This is a genomic window from Paraburkholderia sp. EG286B (assembly GCF_040965655.1).
Lineage (GTDB): Bacteria > Pseudomonadota > Gammaproteobacteria > Burkholderiales > Burkholderiaceae > Paraburkholderia.
In genome coordinates this window covers 1-23,890 of record NZ_JBFRCF010000009.1, presented here as the reverse complement: position 1 = coordinate 23,890, position 23,890 = coordinate 1, and the positions used below count along the sequence as shown (strand labels likewise).

The window sequence follows — 23,890 nt, the reverse complement described above, 5'->3', positions numbered from 1 at the left end:
CCGGATTCAAATTGAATCCTGCTATCGTGCGGCGGTTTTATGACGAAGCGTTGCGTCTTTATGCGCGAATAGATGATGAGGATAACAAACGAAATCCACCGCATCGAAAAACAGGCTGAGCCGATCGATTTCCGCAGAGGAAAACACGCGAACGAAGCCGCATTGTCTGCAACGAATCTTTCACAAACTTTCGCTACGGTAAGCGGGATTGACCCCAAGTTCGTCTTGACAAAACGCTTGTAATTCCTTTCGGAGACGCTACAGATGGCCATCAATACCCTTCGCCCGGCATTTTGCGGCGCCTGTTTTGTCGCGCGTCCTTCCCGTCTTGCCATTGCCGCTGCTCTGGTTTGCGCCAGTGCAGGCGCAGCCGCTGCCTCGCAAGACACCAACGCTTTTTTCGGCGGTTCGGGCCTGCTCGTCGTGAGCCGCAGTGTCTACGACAATGTGTCGGGCAACGTTACCCCCGGCATGACGCTGCCGCCCAATTGCAATAGCGCGCAGGCGAGCTGCCCCACGGGCGGCGCGCCCACGGACGGCACCTATCCGGCTGTCTGGAACAACGTGCTCTACGATCCGAGCTTCGGCATCACGGCGCGCATTTTCCTCGACACCATTACGCCGGGCGGCCAGGTCGTGCACACGCTGGAAGTGCCCAACAGTCTGCATCCGGGCCATGGCCACGACCAGCTCGTGACGAGCTTCAGCTCCAAGTCCGAACTCGCGCTCAACCTCTCGAGCGACGGCCGCTACCTGACGTTCATGGGCTACGTTGCGCCGGTCAACACGATCGACGTATCGAACTCGAATACGCCGGGCGCGATCGATCCGACGAATCCGGACGGTCAGGCGTTCTATCGCGCGGTGGCGCGGCTCGATGCCGAAGGGCACTTCTCCTTTACGGAGACGAATGCATACAGCGGCAATAACGGCCGCGCCGCATTGCTCAACAACGGCAAGGACAACGGCGAAGGCAACGGCTTTTACTACACGGTGGGCAACGCAGGCAACGGATCGAACCCGCAGCCGGCAGGCGTGATTCTCGGGGCGGGTGCGCAATTCATCGCGGCGACGCACCAGCATGAGGCGCAGCAAACGCCGGGCACGCCCACGCCGCTCGCGAGCTTCTCGGTCACGCAACTTGGTGCGAAGGCCGACAAGGTGGGCAAGGACGACAACTACCGCGGGCTCACCGTCTTCAACAACGTGGTGTACTTCACGAAGGGCAGCGGCAGCAACGGCGTGAACACGGTGTATTTCGTCGACACCACGGGCAAGGCGTGCCCCTCGGGCGGCGTAGGCGTGCCGGTGGCGGGCGCGAAACTGCCGTCCAACCCGCTTGCGTACGACGCCTCCACGTTGACGACCAGCGGCTTGCCGAGCAACGTATGCGTGCTCGCGGGCTTCCCGGCTACGCCGAACAAGACGGCGACGACGCTTTCGTACCCGTTCGGCCTGTGGTTCGCCGACGCGAATACGCTCTATGTGGCCGACGAGGGCGATGGTTATTCGGGCGGTACGGATCTGTACACGCACGCCGCGCAGCAGACTGGCGCGGGCCTGCAGAAGTGGGTGTACAACGCCGGAACGAAGTCATGGAAGCTCGCCTACACGCTCCAGAACGGCCTGAATCTGGGGACTTCGTACACCGTGGCCGGTTATCCGATGGGCACGAACAGCGCGACCAGCTTGCCGTGGTCGCCCGCCACCGACGGCCTGCGTAACATCACGGGCCACGTCGGGCAGGACGGCACGGTCACGATCTGGGCGATCACCTCGACGGTGAGCGGCAACGGCGATCAGGGCGCGGACCCGAATCGCCTCGTCGCTGTGCGCGACGTGCTGCGCAACACCACGGTTTCGGGTGCTGCGAACGAGCGCTTCGTGACGCTGCGCAACGCGGGCTTCGGCGAAGTGCTGCGTGGGGTGTCGCTTGCGCCGGGCAGCCAGTTCGGCAAGTGGTTCTGATTGCTGCGTAGTCTTCCGGGAACGGCCGGGCGTGCGTAGCGCCCGGCCGTTTTTTTCTCATCGCGGCATGCGCGCTACTGGCTGTTGAGTTTCGCAACGAGTGGGCCGAACACGTCGCTCAACGCGGTCGTGCCGAAGCGCCGCTCGCTGCGGCTCGCTTCGACGTCGATGCGGCCGGTGTTGTAAACGTCGTACAGATCGGTGATGAGCCGGCCGTGTTTCTCGCTGAGTCCGGCTTTGAGAAGCATGGGCGCCCACGCTTCGCGCGGCAGCGCTTGAGGCGTGATCGTGCGGCCGCTCGCAACGCTCAGTGCCGCCGCGATGTCGTTCACGCTGACCCTCTGCGGTCCTTCGATGCTCACGATTCTCGGCGCGCCGGACTGATGCGATTCGAGCAGCAGCCCGGCGCTCGCTGCGCCGACGTCCTGCGCAGCGACCGTGGGAAAGCGGCGCTCCAAAGGCAGATGGAGGCTCGGCAGCGTACCTGTTGCGAGCGCGCCGGGAATGAACGCCGCCCAGTTCTGCATATGTTCCGCCGAGCGCAGCAACACCAATTGCGTAGCAATGGGTTTCAGCTGCTTTTCCAGGTAGTGATAGAGCCGCGTGATGCCCGTATTCAACGGCAGCTCCGCGCCATAATCGGAAATGGCGAGCAGCGTGGCGGGCGGGTTTTCGCGCAGGGCGTCGGTCGCGATGTCGATCATCGTACGCATGGTCGTTTCGGGATCCGTATCACCGGATGGAACGGGGCATAGCAGATGGACGGCGTGAGCGCCCTTGATCGCGGCCGAAACCGATTGCGCGTCGGTCAGATCGGCGAGCGCGATTTCGCAGCCCAGCGCCGCGAGACTCTCGCCCAGGCGGGCGTGGCGCACCACGGCGCGCACGGGCTTGCCCGCACGGCGCAACGCGGCGGCGGTGACACGCCCGGCTTTTCCCGATGCTCCAAAAATCACGAACATGATCGCTTTCTCCTGGTGTGCGTGGTCTGCGTCATCGTAGGCAGACGCACGCCGCATGGCGCGCAGGAACGGATGGCGTTGCGCAGAAACGGATGATTGAATACGTCCACCATTGCGCGGTGCGCGAGCGTCGCCGTAATCCAGTAAACTGGCCGCAAACATCGCACGAATTCCCGCACGGCTTGAGCGTCGAAAAGGATTGCCATGAGCGCACTGACTGCAGATTCGAACCGGCACGCTGGAACGAGCGTCATCCTGCGTTCGAGCGCCGGATTGGGCTGGCAGGGCGGTGGCGCCGAACTGCTGCGTGTGAGCGCGGGGCAGCATCGCTTACCCGCAATGGCGTACCACCGCATCGGCATTCATGTCGGCACGCCGGTGCGTGCGCGGTGCGCGTGCGACGGCCGCCGTCAAGCGCGGCTTCAGGCGCACGGCGATGCGGATGTGGTGCCCGCCGGGGTCGAAGGCGAATGGACCGATGACGCGGACTGCACGATTCTGCGCGTGTGGTTCGACGACCGCTTCGTGCGATCGATTGCGGAACAGATGGAGAACCCGCAGGGCAAGCGCGAGATCCGGCCGTCTCTCCAGTTGCGCGACCTGCGCATCAATTCGCTGGCGGGCGCGCTGCTGGCCGAGATCGATGCGGGAACGGCTTGCGACCCGCTATTCGCCGAGAGCATTTCCACGGCAATGGTCGTACGGCTGCTCGGCGGCACGGGCGCATCAGAAGGCCGGGGCGCAGCCGTGCTTGCGGCACCCAAGTCGGCACGCGTGACCGACTACATCGAGAGCCATCTCGATCAACGCCTCACGCTCGGCGAACTCGCCGCGCTCGCCGACCTGAGCGTGCCGCATTTCAAGGCCCTGTTTCGCGAAACGCTGGGCATGCCGGTGCATCAATATGTCGTGCGGCGGCGTGTCGAACGCGCGCGGGCGCTGCTCATCGAAGGCAAGCTCAGCCTGAGCCAGGTGGCGCTCGAAGCGGGGTTCGCGCATCAAAGCCATATGGCGCACTGGATGACGCGGCTTCTCGGCGTCACGCCGCGCGCGTTCGCGAAGGGTTCGTGAACGCGGCGAAATCGTGAAGCGTTGAATCGCCGCGGCTGCGCACGTTACCGGTTGACGTCCACCACGAGCCGTCCGCGCACATGCCCGGCGAGCAGATCGCTCGCGGCCGCAATGGCCTCGGCCAGGCCGATCTCTCGCGTAATCGTGTCGAGCTGCTTGAGATCGAGCGTCTCTCCCAGCGCGTGCCAGGCCTGCTGCCGCTGCGCGAATGGACGCGTGACGCTATTGATGCCGAGGAGGCTCACGCCGCGCAGAATGAATGGCGCGACCGTCGCGGGAAGATCCATGCCTTGTGCGAGGCCACAGGCAGCCACCGCTCCATCCGCACGCAGGCTCGCGCAGACATTGGCCAACGTGTGACCGCCAACCGAATCGATCGCGGCTGCCCAGCGTTCTTTTTGCAGCGGGCGGCCCGGCTCCGATAGCGAGGCGCGGTCGATGACTTCGACGGCGCCGAGCTGCTTCAGATACCCGGCCTCTTGCAGCCTGCCGGTCGACGCCACGACGCGATAGCCTCGGCGCGTGAGCAGTGCGATGGCAAAGCTGCCCACGCCGCCGCTCGCGCCCGTGACGAGCACGTCGCCGTGCGCGGGCGTGATGCCGTGCCGTTCCAGCGCGAGAATACAGAGCATGGCCGTGTATCCGGCCGTGCCGACGGCCATCGTTTGCCGCGGCGTGAAGCCCGCCGGCAGCGGAATGAGCCAGTCGCCCTTGACGCGCGCCTTCTGCGCCAGGCCACCCCAATGTTGTTCGCCAACGCCCCAGCCGTTGAGCACGACCGCGTCGCCCGCCGCGTAGGCAGGGTTCGCGCTTTGCGCGACCGTCCCCGCGAAATCGATACCGGGAACCATTGGAAAGCTGCGCACGACCGGGCCTTTGCCCGTGATCGCGAGACCGTCCTTGTAGTTCAGCGTGCTGTAGCCGACGTCGACGAGCACGTCGCCTTCCGGCAGGCGCGCGTCGTCGAGTTCGGTAATGCGTGCTTCATACGATCCGGATTCCTTATCAACGAGAATGGCCTTGAACATGATGGATCTTGCTCCTGAGACAGTAAACGGTTGGCGTTGCCACGGGCTCACGCGCGCGGCAACCCCGCGATGAAACCTCTAAAAAATGTATCGAGTGGAGCCGCGCTGCGCACGAGTCTGGCGCGCAGCACGGCGCCTTCCCAGCCTATCCAGAAGAAAGCGGCCAGCGACGCAAGGTCGATCCGCTTTGCGAGTACGCCTTCGCGCTGGGCCTCGTGCAGGCAGGCCACGATGCGCGCTTGCCAGCCCTGCAGAATGCGTTCGAGCGTGTCGCGGAAGTCGTCGGGCAGGATGTCCACTTCTACGCCGAGGTTGCCTACGAGGCAGCCGCGTGTATAGCGGTGACGGGCCATGCCTTTGCTGGCGTCGTCGACGAAGGCGCCGAGCCGCTCCAGGGCGGGGCGCGTGTCGTCCTGCAGCCAGCGGTCGAGCTTCGCGCAGAAGTACGCGTCGTACGCGGTCATCAACTCGCGCCCGAAGGCTTCCTTGCTGTCGAAGTAGTGATAGAACGAGCCCTTGGGAATGTTCACCCGCTTGAGCAGGGCATCCAGTCCCGTTGCCGCGAAGCTCTGTTCGGTCAGCATTTCCATGCCGGCGCGAAGCAGTGTTTCGCGTGTGTCGGCGTGCGCGCGCGGGTCTTTCGGCGGTCTGCCGCGGCGCGGTTTGGCGATGGTCGGTTCCATCTCGCCGATATTAGACCGATCGTCTATAAAATTCAAGCGCGCCGTTGTGTTCGGGTTGCTAGTGGGCCAGCGCTTCCAGTTCTCCTCGCAGCACGCCCCACAACGTGCGGGCGGCCAGCAGGAGCAGCAGCGGCGTGACCGTCGCGAGCAGAAAGATCGCGATGCCATGCGTGACGGGGCCCGGCGCATGATCGGCGTAACGCTCGGCGCAACTCACCGAGCCCGCGAGCGGAAAGCTCACGGCCCACCACGAGAGCCGGAAAGGGCAGGTGATCGCGAGATAGCGCAACCGGCCGACGAGCACCGTGAGCAGGAACAGCGTGAGCATGTAGAGCGCGTCGGCGAAGCGGTCCACTTCGCCCGTCACGGTCACATAGGCCGAGAAGCCCACGGCGAACGGCGCGAGCAGAATGAGGAGCGTCGGCTGCAGATTGTTGGCCATGGGCTCCTCGAACATGAGACGCGAAAAAATCAGCGTGAAGAGCGGCACGGCGAAAAAGAGCCCCACGGCGAGCGCGAGCATCAGGACGCCATCTATGCCCGTGATCTGGATGGCGGGCGTGGCGAGCGGGATGTCGATGAGCCCGACGACGGGCACGATCCACGCGGGCGTGGCGTGGGACGGCTGCTGACGCTGACTGAGCCAGCGCATGATGACGAACCACGCAAACACGATCATGCCGATCGTGCCGACGATCCACATCGCGCGCGCGAACGGCACGCTCACGTCGGCAAGCGGGATGGGCAGCAGAAGCAGGCTGATGAACAGGGTCCCGAAGAGATTGCCCGCGATGGGATGATTGAATTCGGCTTTCACGGCATCGGGTCCGGTGACCCATTTCACGGCGTAGCCGAAACCGATCATCAGGAACGCCAGCACGGCGAGCACGCCGATCAACTGGGCGATCCACAGCGGCATGCCGTACATGCGGTGCGCAAGCCGCCACGCCGACGAGAGCCCGGCAAGCCCCATGACCGAGCCGAACAGCGCTACGGGCAGGTAACCGAGTCGTCCGGCTTGCGCGGCCGCCTTGGGGCTGCCAAATGAGGCCGGCGTATCGAGATCGCTCATGCGTGGCTCCTGGCCGTTTGAAAACGCGCTGCTGGATGTTTTCAAATATATGCAATGCGAAATATTCGTGGCGACTTCACGCCACACGCGATCATAGCGGCCTGATCGCGTCGGCGCGCTTACGCGAGTTCGCGCGCCTTGATCGTGTCGCTGGCGCGCACGAAATTGCCGGCGCCCAGATGGTGAATCGTGTGCAGATCTGCGTTGCTGCTGTCGAGTTCCCAGTGGCCATTGCGGAAGGCGCGCGGGTCGGCCGCGGCGGCGATCACTTCGGCGAAGCACGTATCGTAGGCGTCTTCGGTGTGCCGTTCGGGAATCAGGCGGCATTCCATCCACGCGGAGCAACCTGCTTCGAGCAGGGGCAAGCCGAGCGTCGGGCCCGTAATGGCGGCGATCTCGAAGCGCTGGAACTTGTCGGTCTCGCGGCCGCTCACGTTGCCCACGGCGTAGGTCAGATCGATTGCGGCGGCGCCCGGAATGATCACGCCGAACGTGCCGCTCGCGTCGATGAGTTCGCGCGTGAACGTTCGCTTGTCGATCACGATGGCGATGCGCGGCGGCGTGAATTCCACGGGCATCGACCACGCGGCCGCCATGATGTTGCGGCGCTCGCCGTCGCTGCTGGTGACGAGCACCGTGGGGCCGTGATTGATGAGGCGGCTCGCGTGTTCGAGCGCCACGGGCGTGAAAGTGGAGAGGGTTCGCATCGGGTGCTGGAATCGCTGTGGGTCGGAACCCGAGCGACTTTACCTCAGAAAGCGCAGGCGTGCGGCGAGACGCCATCACGCTGGCGGCAAATTCGCCTGCAGATAAATCGACATCGGCGTTTGCAACGGCAGGCTCGCGGCTGCGCCGCGGTTGTAGTGGGCGAGGATCACCTCCACGGCGCGCACGGCTTCGACGAATGGGCTTTGGTCCAGCACGGCGTCCATCACGCCTTCGGCGAGCAGCGAGCGGCTGATCGCGGTGAGTTCGTGGCCGATCAGGACGGTTGCGTGCTCACGCTTGAGCGCCTTCAGCGCGCGCACAATGCCTTCGTCGCCCACCGAAAGGTTGTAGATGCCGCGTAATGCCGGGTACTTTTTAAAGGCGTCGCGCGTGAGGCGTTCGGTCGAGGCGGCGTCTTCGCGGCTTTCCACCGTGGCCACGACTTCGCAGGCCGGAAAGCGGCTGCGCAGCACCGAGCGGAATGCGCCGTCGCGCTCCTCGTGGCCGAGGTAGGTGCGCAGGCCCGCGATGACCATGACCTGGCCGCCCGCATCGCCCAGAAAGCGGCCCATCAGTTCGCCCGCCGTGCGCCCCGCGCAGCGGTTGTCGATACCGACGTAAGCGAGGCGGCCCGTGTCGGGCAGATCGCTCGCAATCGTGACGAGCGGCATCTTGCGCGCCACGCGCGAGAGCGCGTCCACCACCACGGGATGCTCGTACGCCACGACGATCATGGCGTCCGCTTTCTGCGCGGCGCGCTCGATTACGCGCGCGAGCGACTTCGGTTCGAGGTCGTCGAAGAACGTGAGCTGACACATCACGCGGTAGGTTTCGAATGACTTCTGCGCCAGTTCGAAGCCGTGACGCAAGGCGATGTAGTAGGGCGAATCGGGCTTCTGCGTGACGATGGCGATGCGCAGCCAGCGCACGGACACTTCGTCGAGCGCCCGATCCATCTTGAGCTTGCGCGCCCATTCGAGTACGCGCGCTTCCTTGTCGCGCGCCACGCCGCCTCGCCCGTTCAACACACGCTCGACCGTGGAATAGCTCACGCCCGAGGCCTTCGCGACGTCTTCCATCGTGGGTTTGCGTCTCGTGCTCATGCGTGCTTTCCGTGCTTTTCATTAGAGGATTCGTTTTGAGGATTTCTCCTCAAGAATCCGTTTGAGAGCGGAAATTCATTCAACTACATTCTAAGCGTCCTGCACGGGCATCGACACTACAAAACTGGAGACATCCCCATGAACATGACGAGATTTCGCGTGGGCCGCGTGTGCGCGGCCGCGCTCGCGGCAGTGGCGCTCAGTAGCGGATTCGTGGTGCATACGGCGCGCGCCGAAGAGCGCTTCGTGATGGTGAGCCATGGCTCGGATTCGAACGTGTGGTGGAACACCGTGAAAAACGGCATGCGCGATGCGAGCGAAGATTTCGGCGTGCCCGTCGATTACCGCAATCCGCCCACGGGCGACACCGGCGACATGGTGCGCATTCTCGAGCAGGCCTCGGCGCGCAATTACGCGGGCGTCATCACCACCGTGCCGAATCTGGAGATGATCCAGACGGGGCTGGCAGGCGTGAAAGCCAAGCACATTCCGCTCATCACGATCAATGGCGGCCCGGAGGCGGGCATGAAGCTCGGCGCGATCCTGCACATCGGTCAGCCCGAATACGAAGCCGGCAAGGCCGCGGGCGAGCGTGCGAAAGCGGCCGGCATTCACGACTTTCTCTGCGTGAATCACGGCGCGGACATCCAGGCGCTGTGGGACCGCTGCAAGGGCTTTGCGGACGCCATCGGCGCCGACTACAAGAAGTCCACGCTGGATAGCGGCGAAGACCCGACCGTCATCGAAAGCAAGGTGGCCGCCTTTCTGCGTTCGCATCCCAACACCCAGGCGATTCTCGCGCTCGGCCCCGATCAGGCCATGGGCGTGCTGCGCGGCGTAAACGACGCGGGCAAGGCCGGCAAGCTCTATGTCGCGACGTTCGATCTTTCGCCGGACATCCTCAAGGCGATTCAGGCCGGGCAGATCCAGTTCGCCATTGATCAGCAGCCCTATCTTCAGGGCTACCTCTCGGTGGCGGCCATGGCGATCGCGGTGCGCGACAAGACCCATGACGCGGCCCATATCGTCGCCGCGCTCAAGGACGAGAGGAAAGTCGCGGCGCGTCTCGCGAAGTACGACCTCAAGCCCGTCTATACCGGTTCGACGGTAAGTTCCGGCCCGAGCTTCGTCACGCGCGACAACCTCGCGCCCGTGCAGAAGTACGCGGGTTCGTACCGGTGAAGGCAGGCATGGAAGAGACCCTCTCGCGCGGAGCACGGCCAATGAACATCGACATGAATGCGTGGTACCGGGTCGAAATCGACCGCAAGCGCCTCAAGGCGTTCTCCACTCGCACCGACGCGCGCGGGCTGCTTCAGGTGGGCGGTTTCCTCGCGCTCGTCGCGGCGACCGGCATGCTCGCGTGGCACTCGCTCGGCACGGCGTGGGCGATTCCGGCCTTCTTGCTGTACGGCACGGTGTTCGCGTTCAGCGAGGCCGCGGCGCACGAACTCGGGCACGGGACCGCGTTCAAGACGCGCTGGATGAACGAAGCCGCTTACTGGATCATCTGCTTCATGTCGTGGCGCGAGCAGGTGTACAGCCGCTGGCTGCATGCGCGGCACCACACCTTCACGCATCTGACCGCCGAGCCATATGAGGATCCCGAACTGGCGTTCAAGCGGCCGCTCAGCTACGTGAAGCTCGTGACGGACTTCTTGCGCATTTCGCATGGCATCCAGTTTCTCGGCGCGATCGTGCTGCACAGTTTCGGCATCGTCACGCAGGGCGCGAAGGAGGTGGTGCCGGAGGCCGAGTACCGCAAGATGTGCGCGAATTCACGCGTGCTGCTCGCGTGCTACGTGGCCGTGTTCGCCTGGGCGATCGTCGCGCATAGCTGGCTGCCGATCCTGTTCCTGTTCGTCTCGCGCGCCTATGGCACCTGGCTGCACGAACTCTGCGCGCTCACGCAGCACACGGGGCTCAAGGAGAATGTGCTCGATCACCGCGTGTCGAGCCGTACGGTGATGCTCAATCCCGTGGTGCGCTTTCTCTACTGGAACATGAACTATCACATCGAGCATCACATGTTTCCGAGCGTGCCGTTTCATGCGCTGCCCGCTTTCCATGATGCGGTGGCCTCGCAGATGCCGAAGTCGTATGCGGGACTGTGGCCCGCGTGGCGCGAGATTCTCGCGATTTTCGCGCGCCAGCAGCGCGATCCCGAGTATGTGGTCGTGCGCGAACTGCCGGTAGGCAAACGTGGTGATGCGGTGGCCTAGCCGCGCAGGACCGCAAACACGCGGAGGGAGATCGAATCAGGAAGCCCGAGCGCCGTTCGCGTTGGCGGCGCGGCGGCCGAAAGCCTGGCGGACCCAGCTTTGCGCGTTCACCACCAGCAGGCCGAGCAGCACGAGCGCCGAGCCAATCAGGAACGCGGGCTCCACGCGCTCGCGCAGCAGCGCGACGCCGAACGCCACACCGAACAGCGGCGTCATGAACGACAGGATGCCGAGGCGCGCGGCCAGATAGCGGCGCAGCAACCAGAACCACACGAGATAGCTCACGAACGAAACAAGCAGGGTCTGGAATGCGAGGGAGGCCAGCGCGAGCGGCGTGCCGTGAAAGTGCGCCTGGCCGGTCAGGAACGCGAACGGCACCAGCACGACGAAAGCGCCCGCCAGTTGGTAAAAGAGCGTTTGCGTGGCGGGCGCCTCGCTCAGGCGGCTCGTCCGCACGACAACGGTGGTGAGCCCCCACGCCGCGCCCGCGCAAAGGCCCATAAAGTCGCCGAGCAGCCACAACGGCGAGCCCGGTATGTCGGCGCCCAGCAGCGCGGGGCCGAGGAACGTGATGGCGATGCCCGTGAAGGCGATCGCAATGCCGCCCCATTGCAGGCGCGCGAGGCGTTCGTCGGGCAGGCGCAGATGCAGCCCGATGGCCGCGAACATCGGCGCGGTATAGAGAAACACGGCCATGTGCGAGGCGTTGGTCCAGCGCAGGCCCATGGCCACGAACACGAATTCGAGCGCGAACAGGCCGCCCGTGACGAGCCCCGCGCCGCGCGCCACGCCTGGCAGCCAGCGCTCGCGCGAAACGAGCCGGTTGAAGAGCCACACGAGTGCCGCCGACACGCCCGAACGCAGCCCGATCTGCAGCATGGGCGGGATGTCCCCAGCCACCGCCTTGATCGCGACCTGTTGCAGACCCCATGCGAGGCAGAGCGCCACCATGATGGCCACGGCCGTTGCATCGACTTGCTTTCTCATTGCGGGCTCACTGATTTGAAGGATTCGGTGTGCGCCCTCGGTAAAATTGAAGCGCCAATTGATTCGTTAAGTTGTTGAAATATAAGGAAAATTAAAGTGTGCGGATACAATTTTCCTTCCGTTGACTGGGCAGCACAGCTATTCAGAGGGCGTCCAGAATCAGCAATAGTCATGAAGTGCCGACGCCGTCAGGTATTTATGTTCAAACACTGCCGATTGGCCCGGAACGGCCGCAAATGTTATCACTTTGCAAGACACCGCCATCTTCCCAACGAATTTTCCGGTCCCCAACACGACCAGTGAGAGGTTTCGTCGCGAAACTCGCTACGCCTTTTCACATAGATTGAGAGAGCCTTTTGTCGACTGCATCCGCTTATGGGTTTCGCCCTCGAGAACCAGACGAGGGCCGCGGAGAGCGGCGTTTTGCGTTTCGCGCAAGTTCTTGCATCGCTGCGACTAACCCAAGGAATTTCCAGTCTGAGTGTTCTTCTCCGTCTGCGGAGAGCGCGGGACGTTCAAGTTGCAAATGCGCGTTCTCGTCCAGCGACTTAGCCTGAAACGTAATGCCAAATCGATGAAGTTCTTCGCATCTTTTCATTGCTTCAAGGGGAGACGTGGACTCAGGGCAGACCCTGAGAAAGCGAGCCCAGCGAGTCAGATGTATGACTGCCTCGTCCCAAAGAATCCCTGCGCTAGCGGGGAATTTATGCCGCGAAGGCATTCCGCAAGACATGTGGAAAAACGTGATGATGTACAGGGGAAGATTAAACGTTGCTTCGGCGTAGCGCAGGCAAAACAGCGCCATATGAAGCCACGTCAAGCAAGTTTTGAAGTCGGGAGCGGACATGTTTTCCAAACCCGGGAACAATTCGTTCGTATAGCGCGCGACATCAGCACTATCTGGAATCGGTGGACGAGGGACCGGGTAGCCGCACAGGCTCTCTGTTTCACGAAATCTCAAAGCCACCTGCCAGGCTGGCTCCAGATCATTCAAAAGTAGTGACCAAATAGGACTTTGTCTGAGCACTTCGGCCTGGTCAGTTACATCGCCTAGAACATGCCACTGCTCTATGGCGAGACGGTCGCCGCGTTCCAACGCCGCATATAGTCGGAATTCGGTTCTGCTGACTCTCTCCCAAAATCTCGCCCGGTCAGCATGCTGGAAGTTACCGCCGGCTAACTTCTTTTCAAGCGCATACGGCGAAGCAACTTTAAGTTCCACCGAGCCGATCACCCAGGTTAGGTAACTCTGGATGCGCTCTAACTCGCGCGGCTGCGTCTCAAGAAGCCAATCGCAGGTGTCGATCTCAGGAAAGCTGAGGTAGTGGCCGGCGCCCGATTCGGGGTGAGGCATACGGCGGAAATGCAACATCTGTGCACCTTAGGTGAAAAGTTGGTCTGTGATTTTCTCCTAACAAAACGATAGTCCATTAGCTACCTTTGCGTAGTCAGGGTGCAAGTGCGTTAATTGGGGGTAATCCGCGATGAATGCAAAATGGAAGACGAAGAACGATTCCGTCGAGGCAGATCTTCTCGAGCACTTCGGATATCTTTTGAGCGGGCGTGCCCTTTGGAAAACAATGGGGTACGCCTCATCGCAGGCATTTCGCAAGGCTGCCGCCCGCGGCGACCTGCCTGTCCGCACGTTTCGGATCGAGCACCGGAGAGGCCTTTTTGCGTACAGCTCAGAAGTCGCGGAGTGGCTTGGCGAGGTAGGGGGACGAGTAAGCGAGGAAAATTCTGAAGAGAAAATAGCGGGCTGAGCGGAGTGCTGCCATTGCGACGGCAGGCCGTCTTGGGCTGCGGGTGTTTCGGATGACCAAATTGTGCGCTGCACAACAAATCAGCGCGCTCTAGCGGTACTGATGATTTGCGTTCGCGGCCCGAACCTCTTCGCTCGTCCGTCGGATCACAAATGGGCTCATCGCAGTCTCGTTAGTGAGACCTGGGTGCGAATAAGATTTGCGCTAGGTCGGAAACGGAGCCGGGCGCAAGCACATTGGACGATGGGGTCCGAATGCTTAGCACTACGGCATGGGATCAACTAACCGCCCCAGTGGGCAAAGGAGGCTATATACAAAGCACAGCCTAAAGAACAAAAGCGTCCGTTTGCGCTAACAAACGGACGCTTCGGTACTGCATTCAAGTCAGTCCACCCGACTTGTCCGCAGTCTCCCTCCGTTCCCGCCGGCTGTCAAGCCTGCGTGCGTCTGCACGCCGATCTCCCTTTTGTGTCATTTCGCGCGGCCTCCGCAGGCAGCGGGGGCGCGTGCGTTCTTTTTCACGAGGAAAGCATGTTTAAGCAAGCGTCGGCGAGATTGCGCGTCATCGCCCATTGGGAACTACGTGCGGATTGGGCTCTCCGCACCGGCCAGACTCGACCTTATATGACGGGGGGGCGCCATGTGGACAGGGCGTGACCACCGGTTCGGTGGTCTGAAGCGGCGCTATAGCAAGCGACCTCGAGGGGATTCGCGTTCATTTGATCCGCTACGAGGCGAAACCGTCAGCTTTTCAACGGAGCTCAAATACGAAAACTGGCTCCTGTATTGGGTGCAGCCTGGCGTCTCAAGGCTTATCACTAGTCCGGAGCGCCTTCGTTGTCTGGACCATGGGCAAAGCTTGTCGATTGTTCCTGATCTTATTGTGGTTCATGAGGGCGTTCAGCTTCAATGCGTCGTCGCTGAGGAAAATGAGGCGACCAAGAGGAAGGAAAGTTCCCTTCAACGCATTGCGACCGCCCACGGATGTTCGTGGGCAGTTCGCACACGAAAACAGATTCGGGAGAACTCGCTGCTGCTCGATAACCTCGAGCACTTCCGGCAGGCCGCAACGGTCTTTGTCGATGATCCTCTCGACTCGCTCCGTCGTGACGTTGAAGCAGTCCTCACGGACAAATCGAGTGTGTCATTTAACGACTTGCGGCGCGCCCTTGCGGTTCCGGACAAGGATTCGAGTCTTGAGGCCGTCTTGATCCGCATGCAGTGGGCCGGACGTGTTCACATCAATCTTGAGGAGTTTCGCTATGACGAAGCGATCGTCTCGCGCGGTGCACTCCGCACTCGCTGATATTCCGGAATGCTATCGCGATATCGAGAACTGGCCGAATGTTGACGAATCCCTTATCGAAGACGCAGCGAAGCAGAAAAGGTACCAGCGCCTGAGTAAAGCTATGGGTGCTTATCTCCAAGGAGAAGGGCTTTCGGAAGCGGCAGGCTTGGCTAAGCTGTCTGCCTCTAGATTTCTAGCGCTTCTGAGGCGGTGCCTCCAGCCGTCGTTTGACGGCGGGATCTGGGGATGTCGCGCGTTGATTTCTGGCGCTCGAGTCAAGCCATTGCAGCGGAAGAAGATCTTCACGCAGCAGGAAAGCGCGAAGGCAGGCTTTCAAGGCATGTTCGGCCTGCTCCTGACAACGCATCCAGAAATCGAAACCAGCCTACACGATTTCGTGAGGGCGAAAAAAGGCAGACTGCGACTCAATAAAGTGACCTTTCGTGCGATGCATCAAGAGTTTCTCAAGGCTTGCCAAAAAGCTGGTGTCCAACCGTCAGAGTACCCGTTCAATACCGATCGTCAGGCGAGAGAGCCGCTGCGAATCTGGCTCAAGACTCACTTTTCCTCAATGCAGGGGGAAGCATGGATACAAGCTACTGAAGGAGAAGATGCGGCTCAGGCGTTCGGATATCAGGACGGCGATGGCCAGGCGATGCGCGCTTATTCGCCGTATCTTGTGTGGATCATTGACGAGACTTCGATTGACTTAGAGGCGATTTACGAATTGCCGAATGCCCGTGGAGACTGGGAGGAAATTCAGCTCCGGCGCGCCTGTGTGATCAGGGTGCGGGATGCGGGAACTGGAGCGAATCTGGCAAGCAGGGTTGTGTACGGCCCTCAGGCGTCGGCGGAAGACATCAGCATGGTATTACAGCGCGCAATCATGGGATCAAGAGTCGTAAGCAGAGCGCGTGAAGCTTATGCCGAGGGTGCAGGGTTTCCAGCCGACATGATTCCGGAGCTTCAATACGCGGTGCCGGTAATCGTGTTGCTTGACAATGCACTGAGTCATCTTGCGGACCATACGCAGCACATCTGCCAATTCTTGTTCGGAGGGAAGTCACAGCTTGGTAAGGCGAAAACACCCCAAGCGCGCCCAGAAGTCGAAGCAGCATTGTCGAAAATCGCAAGCAGACTGATTCATCAGCTTCCAGGGACAACTGGAAGTGGACCTAAGGATCCTGTACGTCGTACGGCGGCGGTCCCACCCAAGAACAGGATCAGGCTCGACAAGCTGGACGATGCGATCGAGGCCTACTGTGCGAACGAAAATGCGATGCCTGCATCTGCTTCACGCTACATATCGCCGCTTGAACGGCTGCGTCGTCAGGTGTTGAGTGGCGCACTTAAGCCGGTTTACCTTCCTGCTACAAAACGTCATCCTCACTATTTTGGCAAGGCCTCCATGGCGACAGTTCACGCCAGCAGCAAGTCCGGGCGTCGGCCCCACATCAACTATCTTGGTGCACGTTACACAGGTTCCTGGCTCACATCCAACTATGCTCTGGTCGGATCCAAGGTGTGGGTCAGGGCCAATTTCGATGATCTCCGTACGGTGCTGCTGTTCGACGCGAAAGGCAACGAGCTTGGCTCTGTGCAGGCACTTGGACAATGGGGAAAGTTCCCGCATGACATTCGGATCCGAAAGCAATATCTGAAGTTGAAGAAGCGCAACGAACTGGGGCCGCGTGCCGACGACGATCCGCTTGCCTTCCTGTTCAACCACCTTCGGCTTCGCGCTAGTGGCGACAGGACAGCGGCACTGCAGGTTACTCATATTGTGGAGTATCTCCGTCGGCAGGCGGACCTGGCCGGCGTCCAGTTGGCGGAAGAGTATGCGTCGTGGGAGGACGCATGCAAAGCCGCCGACGCGGTTGGGCTGCTACCCCAGGTCGATCCTTCAAATGCCCTGCCACTTTCGCCAGCACCGATACCAACCGTGTTCGGCAACAAGCCCGCCGACAGCGGCAGCGCGAATGATCCTGAAAGCCCCACAAACGTTTCATCGATCGCTTCCGGAGCGCGCGATGGTATCGGTGGTGCCTTGATTTCGACTTCTGCGTACCTGCGCCCGCTCGCACGTCGCATTATTCGTCACTAGGAGACAAACCATGTCACAGGAACAGCGTCCCGACAATGATGCTCTACCCGATGGCGTGATCTGGACGCCAGAGATTGAGTCGATGGTGCAGTGGGTTGCCCTTTTGGTGCGAATTGATGTCCCCGGGGCCGAGGTGTACGGAAAAATGCGTATAGGCAAGAGTTTCGCGGCTGCGTATCTGCGTGAAACATTGTCTTCGGTGGTCGGTTACCCAGTCGAAGTAATCGCTTGGGAAATATCAGAAAACAGTGAGGATCGACCGCGTGAATTCCTTCAGGCACGTATGGTGGAGAGCGGCTATAGGGCGATATCACCTCGCGACGTTGAGGTACTGAAAGACCGGTTCTTTCCGTTTCTTGTGCAGCGTTGCGCCGCAAAAGGTACGCGTCGTTTGATCGTGGTTATCGATGAGGCCCAGAATCTTACCAGACGGCAATTTGGTTACCTGGTTGGGTATTTCAATAAGCTGACGACAGCAGGGCTTAAGCCTTTTTTTCTGTTGATCGGGCAACCGGAACTCGGAAGCCCGATTGATTTGAACGGCGTTGGGCGTGATATGCAGATCGTCGGCAGGTTTCGGGTCAATCAACACCACTTCCGAGGCGTAGCACTCGAGCGCATCGAGGACGTCCTGAAACAATTCGACTGCTCCGGACCGGACGGCGGCCCGCCCGAAAGCATGACCTCCTTTCTCCCGCAGGCCTACTCGAACGGATGGCGCATCGTAGACCTCGCTCCTGCGCTGCGGGAAGGGGTTCTGCTGGTCAAGCAGAAGCATAACGTGTCCGATGAGATCCGTCTGCCGATGCAGTTTGTTCGATCTACGATCTCCGCATACATCCATCGTCTCGCGCATTCTGACTTGAACCCTGCGCATGCGTCAGCAGCGGTGATGATCGACTGCATGCAGGAGTGTGGATTTCTCAACGTATTCAGTTACTACGCGGAACCAGTTTCCAACGAAGGGGGTAAACAATGATCTACATCGACGAGGAGATCGAACTGCCGCCGCTTGCCACCCGTAAGCCGGCGAGGAACGAGTCGTGGTATTCGCTGTGGAGCTCGGTGTGCAACACACAACCTTTAACGACCAAGGAAGTGCGCGTGCTGTTAAGGGGGCACGAAAATCGACAGATACTCAGTCCGACGCAGTCTGTTTCCGGCAAATATGAATCGCTTGCGCCTGGGAGACTGCTTCAGATACTCGACGTGCCTAGTGAGATGGCCATACGGCTCTATGGCGCGGACATGGACAGCGATCCGCATGGCTCGGGGCATATGCATACCGGATTGCGCCATTGTCTCGCGTGTCTGATGTTGGGCTATCACTCACCTGTGTTCCAGCATTTGTCCATTGAGCGGTGCCCAGTGCATGGGGTGCCATTGCGTTCGACCTGCGAGGCTTGCAATTTCGTGCTGAATCTGACGTGGAAGAGTGCCGCGATCACGCCCTTCGGATGCCCCCGGTGTGGGCACGTGTTCATGAGCGGCGCGCAACCCCCGCAGCGCGAGGACGAAATCCGGTTCATTGATGCGACGTTGGGGGAGAAGCGGGAGGTGATTACTCGACACCTCCGGACATCATGGCGCGTCCGTCCGTGCGTCGGGCCCGCTGGACAAACTGGCAGTGGGAGAGCGCCAAGCACGGCGGTGCGATACGTGCGGCGTCAGTCGATCTGGACGACTCAACCTGAAGAGGATTGGACCGTGTTCAGGGGGGAGAGCCTTCGCATCTGGGAGATGAAGGAACGTTCGGCTGGCCTCAATTTTCCCAGGTCTGTAGACCAGGCTATTCGGGAAACGCTTTGTCAGATCCGCGCCCTCAACAGGGAGGAAGAGGAGGGCGATTTGCTCAGGATGGAGGAGATGCTCTCCCGCTGTGAAGCGAGCCGACATTGGGTTGGCCCCGCAGGCGTTGTGCCTTGTGCAATATTGAAAACGGCGTACGCGCTGGGTGCGGTGGCGGGTGTCAGAGCCCTGCCACCATTGCATCCCCGCAAGAAAATGGAGGAGAACGAGCGGTTGGAACTGGTTGGACAGATGGGCGCACCGTTGCGCCCATTTGCTGTGGCCAATGCACTGTTGGTCGGGTACGAGGTGCTCGGCCTCTTCTGCTTGAACGTCTGGCGCATCGCGCACCTGCGCGAACTGACTGACATCATATGGCACGAAGTCCCGAACGCTGCCGATTTCCGGCCGGAGTGGTGCCTTGATGACCGTGAGGAGGTTCCATTGCTGCATGTGCGCCCCCGTGCGACCTCGGACACGGCGCGCTTTCTCGCCAGGCGATACGCGGGTCGAATGCTGCAATAAACTGGAGGCAACAGGGCCGGCTCGGGAATGCAACGCGCCACCGTCCGCAGTTGGGTTGTTCGCAGTTCTGATTGGTCGAACGTTTTCTACATCAGGATGACACCATGACAGGAATCTGTGGCAACTTGGGACCCGACTCAGGCTCCGACAGGTCAACGGGCAACAAGGGATTCAGGAAGCGGGTGTCGCAGAGGGATATTGACTTCTTCGCCGCCTGTATGAGAGGGAGTCCCGTGTGCAAGGCTGCGGAGAAATTCCTGTCCATGCCATGGAGCAGCTCCCAGGACGCATTTCTCTGTATACGTCAGGCACTCGAGTCGCTCGCGCGGGCAAAAGGCTGGGTCAGCGCGCCGCATCTTCTGCGGATTGTGGTGTCGCGGGCCGATCTTGACGCCCGGCTCAGGGAACTTGGCTTTGTTGGCCCAGCTGGCCGAAGTGGTGAAGGCGACTGGGCTGACATCGAATGCAGCTTTTGCCCGGCCGATTTATCCCGTGTGGCGCGCGAGGTCAGGGTGGTCAGGCGTCAGGAGGCACTGCTCGTCGAGCTTGCCGACGAAATCGTCGAGCGGCCGCAGCTCGACGACCTCATTCATGACTGGTTGGGCCATTGGATCTCGGAAAGATTTGAAAAGCTTGGGATACGCACCATTGGCCGGTTGCATCAATTTCTAAGTGGCGGCCTCGTCGAGTGGCACCGGCGCGTGCCTGGTCTCAAGCGGGAAGACGGAAGATACATTACGCAGTGGCTTTACGACCACGCGTCATTGCTAGGCGTGAGGAAAGCAACGTTGCCACCGCTGGACCGGGTAGATGCGAGGCAGAAGGCCAGGGAGAAGTCCGCGAATATTGCGCCGATTGAAGCGTTTCTCGTGCCGGAAGAGCTTGACGGGCGGAATGGTGAGAACAGAGGCCCGCTCCAGAGATGTGACCTGCCCGTTTCAAATGACCTGGAGGCGATAATTTACTGGCTGGAAGGGTTTAGGGGGATGGCGGCCTTCGTGTCGTACAGGCATGAGACGGAGCGTCTGCTGCTCTGGACAATTCTGGAGAAGAAGAAGGCTTTTTCAAGCCTGACAGCGCTCGACTACGATGATTACCTGAACCGCTTTCTTTCAGATATTCAACCAGCTGAACTTTGGATAGGTGTGCGCGTTCCCCGCTGGAGTATGCTTTGGAAACCGTTCCAGGGACAAGTCACGAGTCAGTCGCGAATGAACGCGCGGAGTGTGCTATTCGCCCTGCTTGAGTACTTGTGCCAACATTACTATTTGCACGGCAATCCGATTTACGCTGTCTCCTTGCGCGAGAGAGGCGAGCCGCTGCCGACTGACTTCGACGAATTCGGGCGCCGCGGAAACGTCAGATTGAGTGACGATGGTCAAGTTCGTGGCTCGCGGGAGCTGTCGGGGGCTCAATGGAAAGCGGTACTCGAGTTTTCCGACAGTCTCTCTATTGAAGTCCCTGCAAATGCGCGGTTGCGGTTCGCTTTGCGTCTGGCACTGGAAACTGGACTTTCGGCTCCCGAACTGGCGGCCGCTTCATCCTCCGATCTGTCCGTTACAAGAGACGGCGGCAAGCTCTTCGTCCGGGTGGGTGCCACTGGACACAGGCCGCTGCGCCTCATTCCTCTGAGCCCCGGCGCTCAAGTTGCCATTACGGAATATCTCGAACTTCGCGGTTACGGACGTTCACCCTCTGGATGGCCTCACGGTTTGCCATTGATCCCGGCCATAGCCGACGGAGCTTTGATAATGACCAAGCGGCACATGAGCGCCAATGTCCTCCGAGACATGTTCAGGGCATTCTTTGACAAGGCCGCCGTCTGGTTTGCGACTGACGACCCAGATTTCTCGGCAATGCTCTCCGAAGTCACTGTCAAGTCGATGAGAAATGCTTTTGTTACTAACTGCATTGCCGCTGGGATGGCGACCCATGAAATCGCCTATTGCATTGGTGATCGATCGATAGTGTTCGTGTCCTCCCGGGTCCAGGTCGACTTATACCGCGCAATTCAGGAGTGGGAAGCATTTCTCGGAGACGACTTCTGAAACTGAGAAGCTCCAACGCTGAGCAGAATGCTTGGAGTCTGCGTGCCTGATTTGCCTATGTGCGAGCTGTTCCAGGAATGCGTGCCCAAAATCATGCTGCGGTAGTGGTCGGCGCAACGGTCCGGGATTGCACGAGCGCCTTCGGTGCGCGCCTCCACGTGCCGTACCAAGCTTTCCGCTTGGTTCGGTGAGCGTATGGGAGGCGCGATCAGAGCGGGTACTTTGTCCGGCCATTGAGGAATCGTCAGGGCAGCTATCCGCCGGAAAAACTTCCCTCCACAAACTCCCTCAGCTGCGTGCTGTCGGTCCTCGCATAGGCCGCCGTCGTCTGCACCGAGGCGTGGCCGAGCAGCGCCTGTGCAACCGGCAGCGGTACGCGGTGATCCACGACCAGCGTGCGGGCGTAGCCGTGCCGCAACCAGTGCGTGGAGGCCCTTTCGAGCGCCGCGCGCATGGCGCTCTCTTCCGGCGGCAGTCGGGCCGCCGCCAGCGCAAACACCGCCCGCACCTCGTCGTAGAGGCCGCTCACACCGAGCGCGCGGCCGCGTTCGCTGTGGATAAGCGGCAGGTGTTCGCCGGGCGGGGGATCGTCGGGCAGTCCGCGCGCCCGCCGGTAGGCATGCAGCGCGCGCAGACAGGTTGACGGCAGGGGTATCGCACGCGCCTTGTTCCCCTTGCCGGTGACGTGCAGGGTCCACTGCCGGGCCTCGTCCACCTCGATGCGTGGCAGTGCCAGTGCCTCGTTCCATATCAGTTCGGCGAGCCGTACACCGGCAAAACGGTACAGTGCCCAGATCGCGCATCGCCTAGCCCACACGGTTGACGCTACGCCGTCTGGCGCATCGCCGGCTGCGACCGCATCGCAATGCGCGAGCGCGGCAGTGGGCAGGAACCGCACCGGCGTCCACATCATGCGCGCGCGACGCCCGGCGGCGAGTCCCTCGGCTGGATTGATGCAGAGATAACCCGTGCGATGCCACCAGGCGTAGAGGCTCGCGACTACAGCGAGCGCCCGGGAGACGGTCGCGGGCGCCGCGCGCCGGACGGTGCCCGAGGCGTCGGCACGGGTATGCGGGGCCTGCACCGCGTCGCGATAGGCCATCAGATCCTGGCGCGTGAGATCGGAGAAGGGGCCCAGGCGTTCGTGCATGCACCAGGCCGCGAGCCGCCGCAGTTCCGTGACATAGGCGCGCAGGGTGTGTGGCGAGTGCGTAGCCCGCTCGCGCAAGAAAAGCCGTACAGCCTGCGCGTCGTCCGCGACCCCCAGCGTGTTGGTCAGCGCGACCGCATTCGCAAAGCGCCCGGCGCGGGCGAGCCACCCGGGCCGCGCGCCTACGGGCTGCAGCATGTCGTCTTCGGTGGCCGCGTGCTGGACCGCCAGGGCGCCGTCCGGCATATCGTCAGGTGGCACCGGGCGGAAGCGTCGCCGGTGCTGGCGAAGCGCGCGTTCGAGTACCGCGCCGGCGGCGGGCGCCAGATGCGCCGGCACGACGCGAAGGCGCCCGCGTTCCCAGTACTCGATCGCAGCGTCGTGTTCGAGCAGGACCGCGAACACGGCAGGGTGCTCGCGCTTCGCGTCGGCGAGCGACGGGCAGCCACGCTTGAGCGCGGTGAGCGTCCAGTGAATGTAGACAGGGTGACCGAGCGCCTGCGCGAGGTACTCCAGTGCCGCTTCGGTTGCCACCGGCAGGCGCTTCGGAGGCCGGGCGCCGGTGTCGAGCCAGCCGGGCGGTTCGGACGGCTTCATCGCGGTTTTCTCCCTGAAGACCGTGGTGTCACGGCTGCGCGCGCTGCGCTACCGTGCGGCCGACGCGCACCGGCAACTGGCTTCTTTGCCGTCGCGGTGCCGACCAGCGCCAGGGTCTGGCGCTGCTGTTCGACTACGGTGGTGAGGGCCGCCGCCTCCGCGGCGGCCTGCTGACGGGCAGCGCGTTCTTCCGCGAGTTCCGTGATCAGGCGTTCCCGCAGCGCTTCGAGCGCGGCGAGGCGTTCGGCCGCACGCGCAAGTTCCGCCTCGAGGCGCTGGCGTTCAGTCTGGAACGTCTCCCGCTGGTGCGCCGTTTCGATGAGCAACTGCCTGGAGAGGCCGTCATATCGCACCCGTTCGGTGGCAAGTTCGCCGGCATGCTTCCGGACGGCTTCGGCCGCCGCCGTTTCGACGGCCGTCAGCTGTGTCTGCAACTCGCTCGCCGCCTCTTCAAAGGCGGTGGTCTGCTTTGTAGCCGCTGTGGCACTTGCGCGGGCGACCGCCAGTTCGGCGTTGCAGATACTGAGCTGGCTCCGCACGTCGGCGAGTTCGACTCGGAGCAGCTCCGTGCGCAGTTCGGCCTCGTGCCGTGAGGCGTCCGCCGCTGCCTTGACCGCTTCTGCCTGCCGTCGTAACTGCACGATGTCGTCAAGCTGCGTGGCGACGGCCGCTTCCCACAGCGCTCGCATCTGCGCGTGTTGACGGCTGTGTAATTCCGACACTAAACGGCGGCGCAAGGTCGAGTAAATCGCTCAACACCGAATGGGCCGCCGATGTCGGCCACCGGTGAGCGTTGATTCAGAACGGGTCCGCGATATCGTCA

Annotated in this window: 20 protein-coding genes; 10 read left to right on the top strand and 10 right to left on the bottom strand. The window is 61.7% G+C overall.

Going from position 1 to position 23,890, the window contains the following annotated elements; genetic code table 11:
- Nucleotides 1-264: 264 nt before the first annotated feature.
- Complete coding sequence (locus AB4Y42_RS20360; RefSeq protein ID WP_368695140.1) at nt 265-1,968, top strand: hypothetical protein; 1,704 nt, start codon at nt 265-267, stop codon at nt 1,966-1,968.
- Between the two features lie 74 nt (nt 1,969-2,042).
- Here the strand turns inward: AB4Y42_RS20360 and AB4Y42_RS20355 are convergent, their stop codons facing one another.
- Nucleotides 2,043-2,930: an NAD(P)H-binding protein gene (locus AB4Y42_RS20355; protein WP_368695139.1), complete on the bottom strand. Its 888-nt coding sequence runs from the start codon at nt 2,928-2,930 to the stop codon at nt 2,043-2,045.
- A 204-nt stretch (nt 2,931-3,134) separates the two neighbouring features.
- Here AB4Y42_RS20355 and AB4Y42_RS20350 point away from each other — a divergent pair, with 204 nt between their 5' ends.
- Entirely contained in the window at nt 3,135-4,001 is an 867-nt protein-coding gene (locus AB4Y42_RS20350; protein WP_368695138.1) for a helix-turn-helix domain-containing protein, read from the top strand.
- A gap of 44 nt (nt 4,002-4,045) precedes the next feature.
- Here AB4Y42_RS20350 and AB4Y42_RS20345 read toward each other — a convergent pair whose 3' ends face one another.
- The 5 genes from AB4Y42_RS20345 to AB4Y42_RS20325 form a co-directional block, all read right to left on the bottom strand.
- Complete coding sequence (locus AB4Y42_RS20345) at nt 4,046-5,029, bottom strand: MDR family oxidoreductase (RefSeq protein ID WP_368695137.1); 984 nt, start codon at nt 5,027-5,029, stop codon at nt 4,046-4,048.
- Between the two features lie 47 nt (nt 5,030-5,076).
- Nucleotides 5,077-5,712 carry a TetR family transcriptional regulator C-terminal domain-containing protein gene (locus tag AB4Y42_RS20340; protein ID WP_368692007.1) on the bottom strand — a complete coding sequence of 212 codons (636 nt, stop codon included), beginning with the start codon at nt 5,710-5,712 and terminating at the stop codon, nt 5,077-5,079.
- 58 nt (nt 5,713-5,770) lie between these two features.
- Nucleotides 5,771-6,784, bottom strand: coding sequence for an SLAC1 anion channel family protein (locus tag AB4Y42_RS20335; RefSeq protein WP_368692006.1), 1,014 nt, complete (start codon nt 6,782-6,784; stop codon nt 5,771-5,773).
- 119 nt (nt 6,785-6,903) lie between these two features.
- Nucleotides 6,904-7,491 (bottom strand): flavin reductase family protein, encoded by a 588-nt coding sequence (locus AB4Y42_RS20330; protein WP_368695136.1) that lies wholly within the window; start codon nt 7,489-7,491, stop codon nt 6,904-6,906.
- A 75-nt stretch (nt 7,492-7,566) separates the two neighbouring features.
- Complete coding sequence (locus AB4Y42_RS20325) at nt 7,567-8,595, bottom strand: LacI family DNA-binding transcriptional regulator (RefSeq protein WP_368692004.1); 1,029 nt, start codon at nt 8,593-8,595, stop codon at nt 7,567-7,569.
- Nucleotides 8,596-8,733: 138 nt separating this feature from the next.
- On the opposite strand from AB4Y42_RS20325, the gene AB4Y42_RS20320 reads away from it, so the two are divergent.
- Together AB4Y42_RS20320 and AB4Y42_RS20315 are read left to right on the top strand one after the other, a co-directional pair.
- On the top strand, nt 8,734-9,777 hold the full coding sequence (locus AB4Y42_RS20320; RefSeq protein WP_368695135.1) for a sugar ABC transporter substrate-binding protein: 1,044 nt from the start codon (nt 8,734-8,736) through the stop codon (nt 9,775-9,777).
- A 41-nt stretch (nt 9,778-9,818) separates the two neighbouring features.
- Nucleotides 9,819-10,817 (top strand): fatty acid desaturase, encoded by a 999-nt coding sequence (locus tag AB4Y42_RS20315; RefSeq protein ID WP_368695134.1) that lies wholly within the window; start codon nt 9,819-9,821, stop codon nt 10,815-10,817.
- Nucleotides 10,818-10,853: 36 nt separating this feature from the next.
- Here AB4Y42_RS20315 and AB4Y42_RS20310 read toward each other — a convergent pair whose 3' ends face one another.
- Nucleotides 10,854-11,804 (bottom strand): DMT family transporter, encoded by a 951-nt coding sequence (locus AB4Y42_RS20310; RefSeq protein ID WP_368695133.1) that lies wholly within the window; start codon nt 11,802-11,804, stop codon nt 10,854-10,856.
- A 373-nt stretch (nt 11,805-12,177) separates the two neighbouring features.
- Nucleotides 12,178-13,176: a hypothetical protein gene (locus AB4Y42_RS20305; protein ID WP_368695132.1), complete on the bottom strand. Its 999-nt coding sequence runs from the start codon at nt 13,174-13,176 to the stop codon at nt 12,178-12,180.
- Nucleotides 13,177-13,288: 112 nt separating this feature from the next.
- Between AB4Y42_RS20305 and AB4Y42_RS20300 the strand changes: the two genes are divergently transcribed.
- From AB4Y42_RS20300 to AB4Y42_RS20275, 6 genes are all read left to right on the top strand, one after another.
- Nucleotides 13,289-13,567, top strand: a complete 279-nt coding sequence (locus AB4Y42_RS20300) for a hypothetical protein (protein ID WP_368695131.1) — start codon at nt 13,289-13,291, stop codon at nt 13,565-13,567.
- Between the two features lie 859 nt (nt 13,568-14,426).
- Nucleotides 14,427-14,873 carry a hypothetical protein gene (locus AB4Y42_RS20295; RefSeq protein ID WP_368695130.1) on the top strand — a complete coding sequence of 149 codons (447 nt, stop codon included), beginning with the start codon at nt 14,427-14,429 and terminating at the stop codon, nt 14,871-14,873.
- On the top strand, nt 14,830-16,959 hold the full coding sequence (locus AB4Y42_RS20290) for a hypothetical protein (protein WP_368695129.1): 2,130 nt from the start codon (nt 14,830-14,832) through the stop codon (nt 16,957-16,959). Before AB4Y42_RS20295 ends, AB4Y42_RS20290 begins: the two co-directional genes overlap by 44 nt.
- 10 nt (nt 16,960-16,969) lie before the next feature.
- Entirely contained in the window at nt 16,970-17,938 is a 969-nt protein-coding gene (locus AB4Y42_RS20285) for an ATP-binding protein (protein ID WP_368695128.1), read from the top strand.
- On the top strand, nt 17,935-19,272 hold the full coding sequence (locus AB4Y42_RS20280) for a hypothetical protein (RefSeq protein WP_368695127.1): 1,338 nt from the start codon (nt 17,935-17,937) through the stop codon (nt 19,270-19,272). Before AB4Y42_RS20285 ends, AB4Y42_RS20280 begins: the two co-directional genes overlap by 4 nt.
- A 233-nt stretch (nt 19,273-19,505) precedes the next feature.
- Nucleotides 19,506-21,320 carry a phage integrase family protein gene (locus tag AB4Y42_RS20275; protein WP_368695126.1) on the top strand — a complete coding sequence of 605 codons (1,815 nt, stop codon included), beginning with the start codon at nt 19,506-19,508 and terminating at the stop codon, nt 21,318-21,320.
- Nucleotides 21,321-21,573: 253 nt separating this feature from the next.
- Here the strand turns inward: AB4Y42_RS20275 and AB4Y42_RS20270 are convergent, their stop codons facing one another.
- On the bottom strand, nt 21,574-23,067 hold the full coding sequence (locus tag AB4Y42_RS20270) for a tyrosine-type recombinase/integrase (RefSeq protein WP_368695125.1): 1,494 nt from the start codon (nt 23,065-23,067) through the stop codon (nt 21,574-21,576).
- Nucleotides 23,064-23,756, bottom strand: coding sequence for a transcriptional regulator (locus AB4Y42_RS20265; protein WP_368695124.1), 693 nt, complete (start codon nt 23,754-23,756; stop codon nt 23,064-23,066). The genes AB4Y42_RS20270 and AB4Y42_RS20265 overlap by 4 nt, the downstream gene beginning before the upstream one ends.
- Between the last annotated feature and the right edge of the window lie 134 nt (nt 23,757-23,890).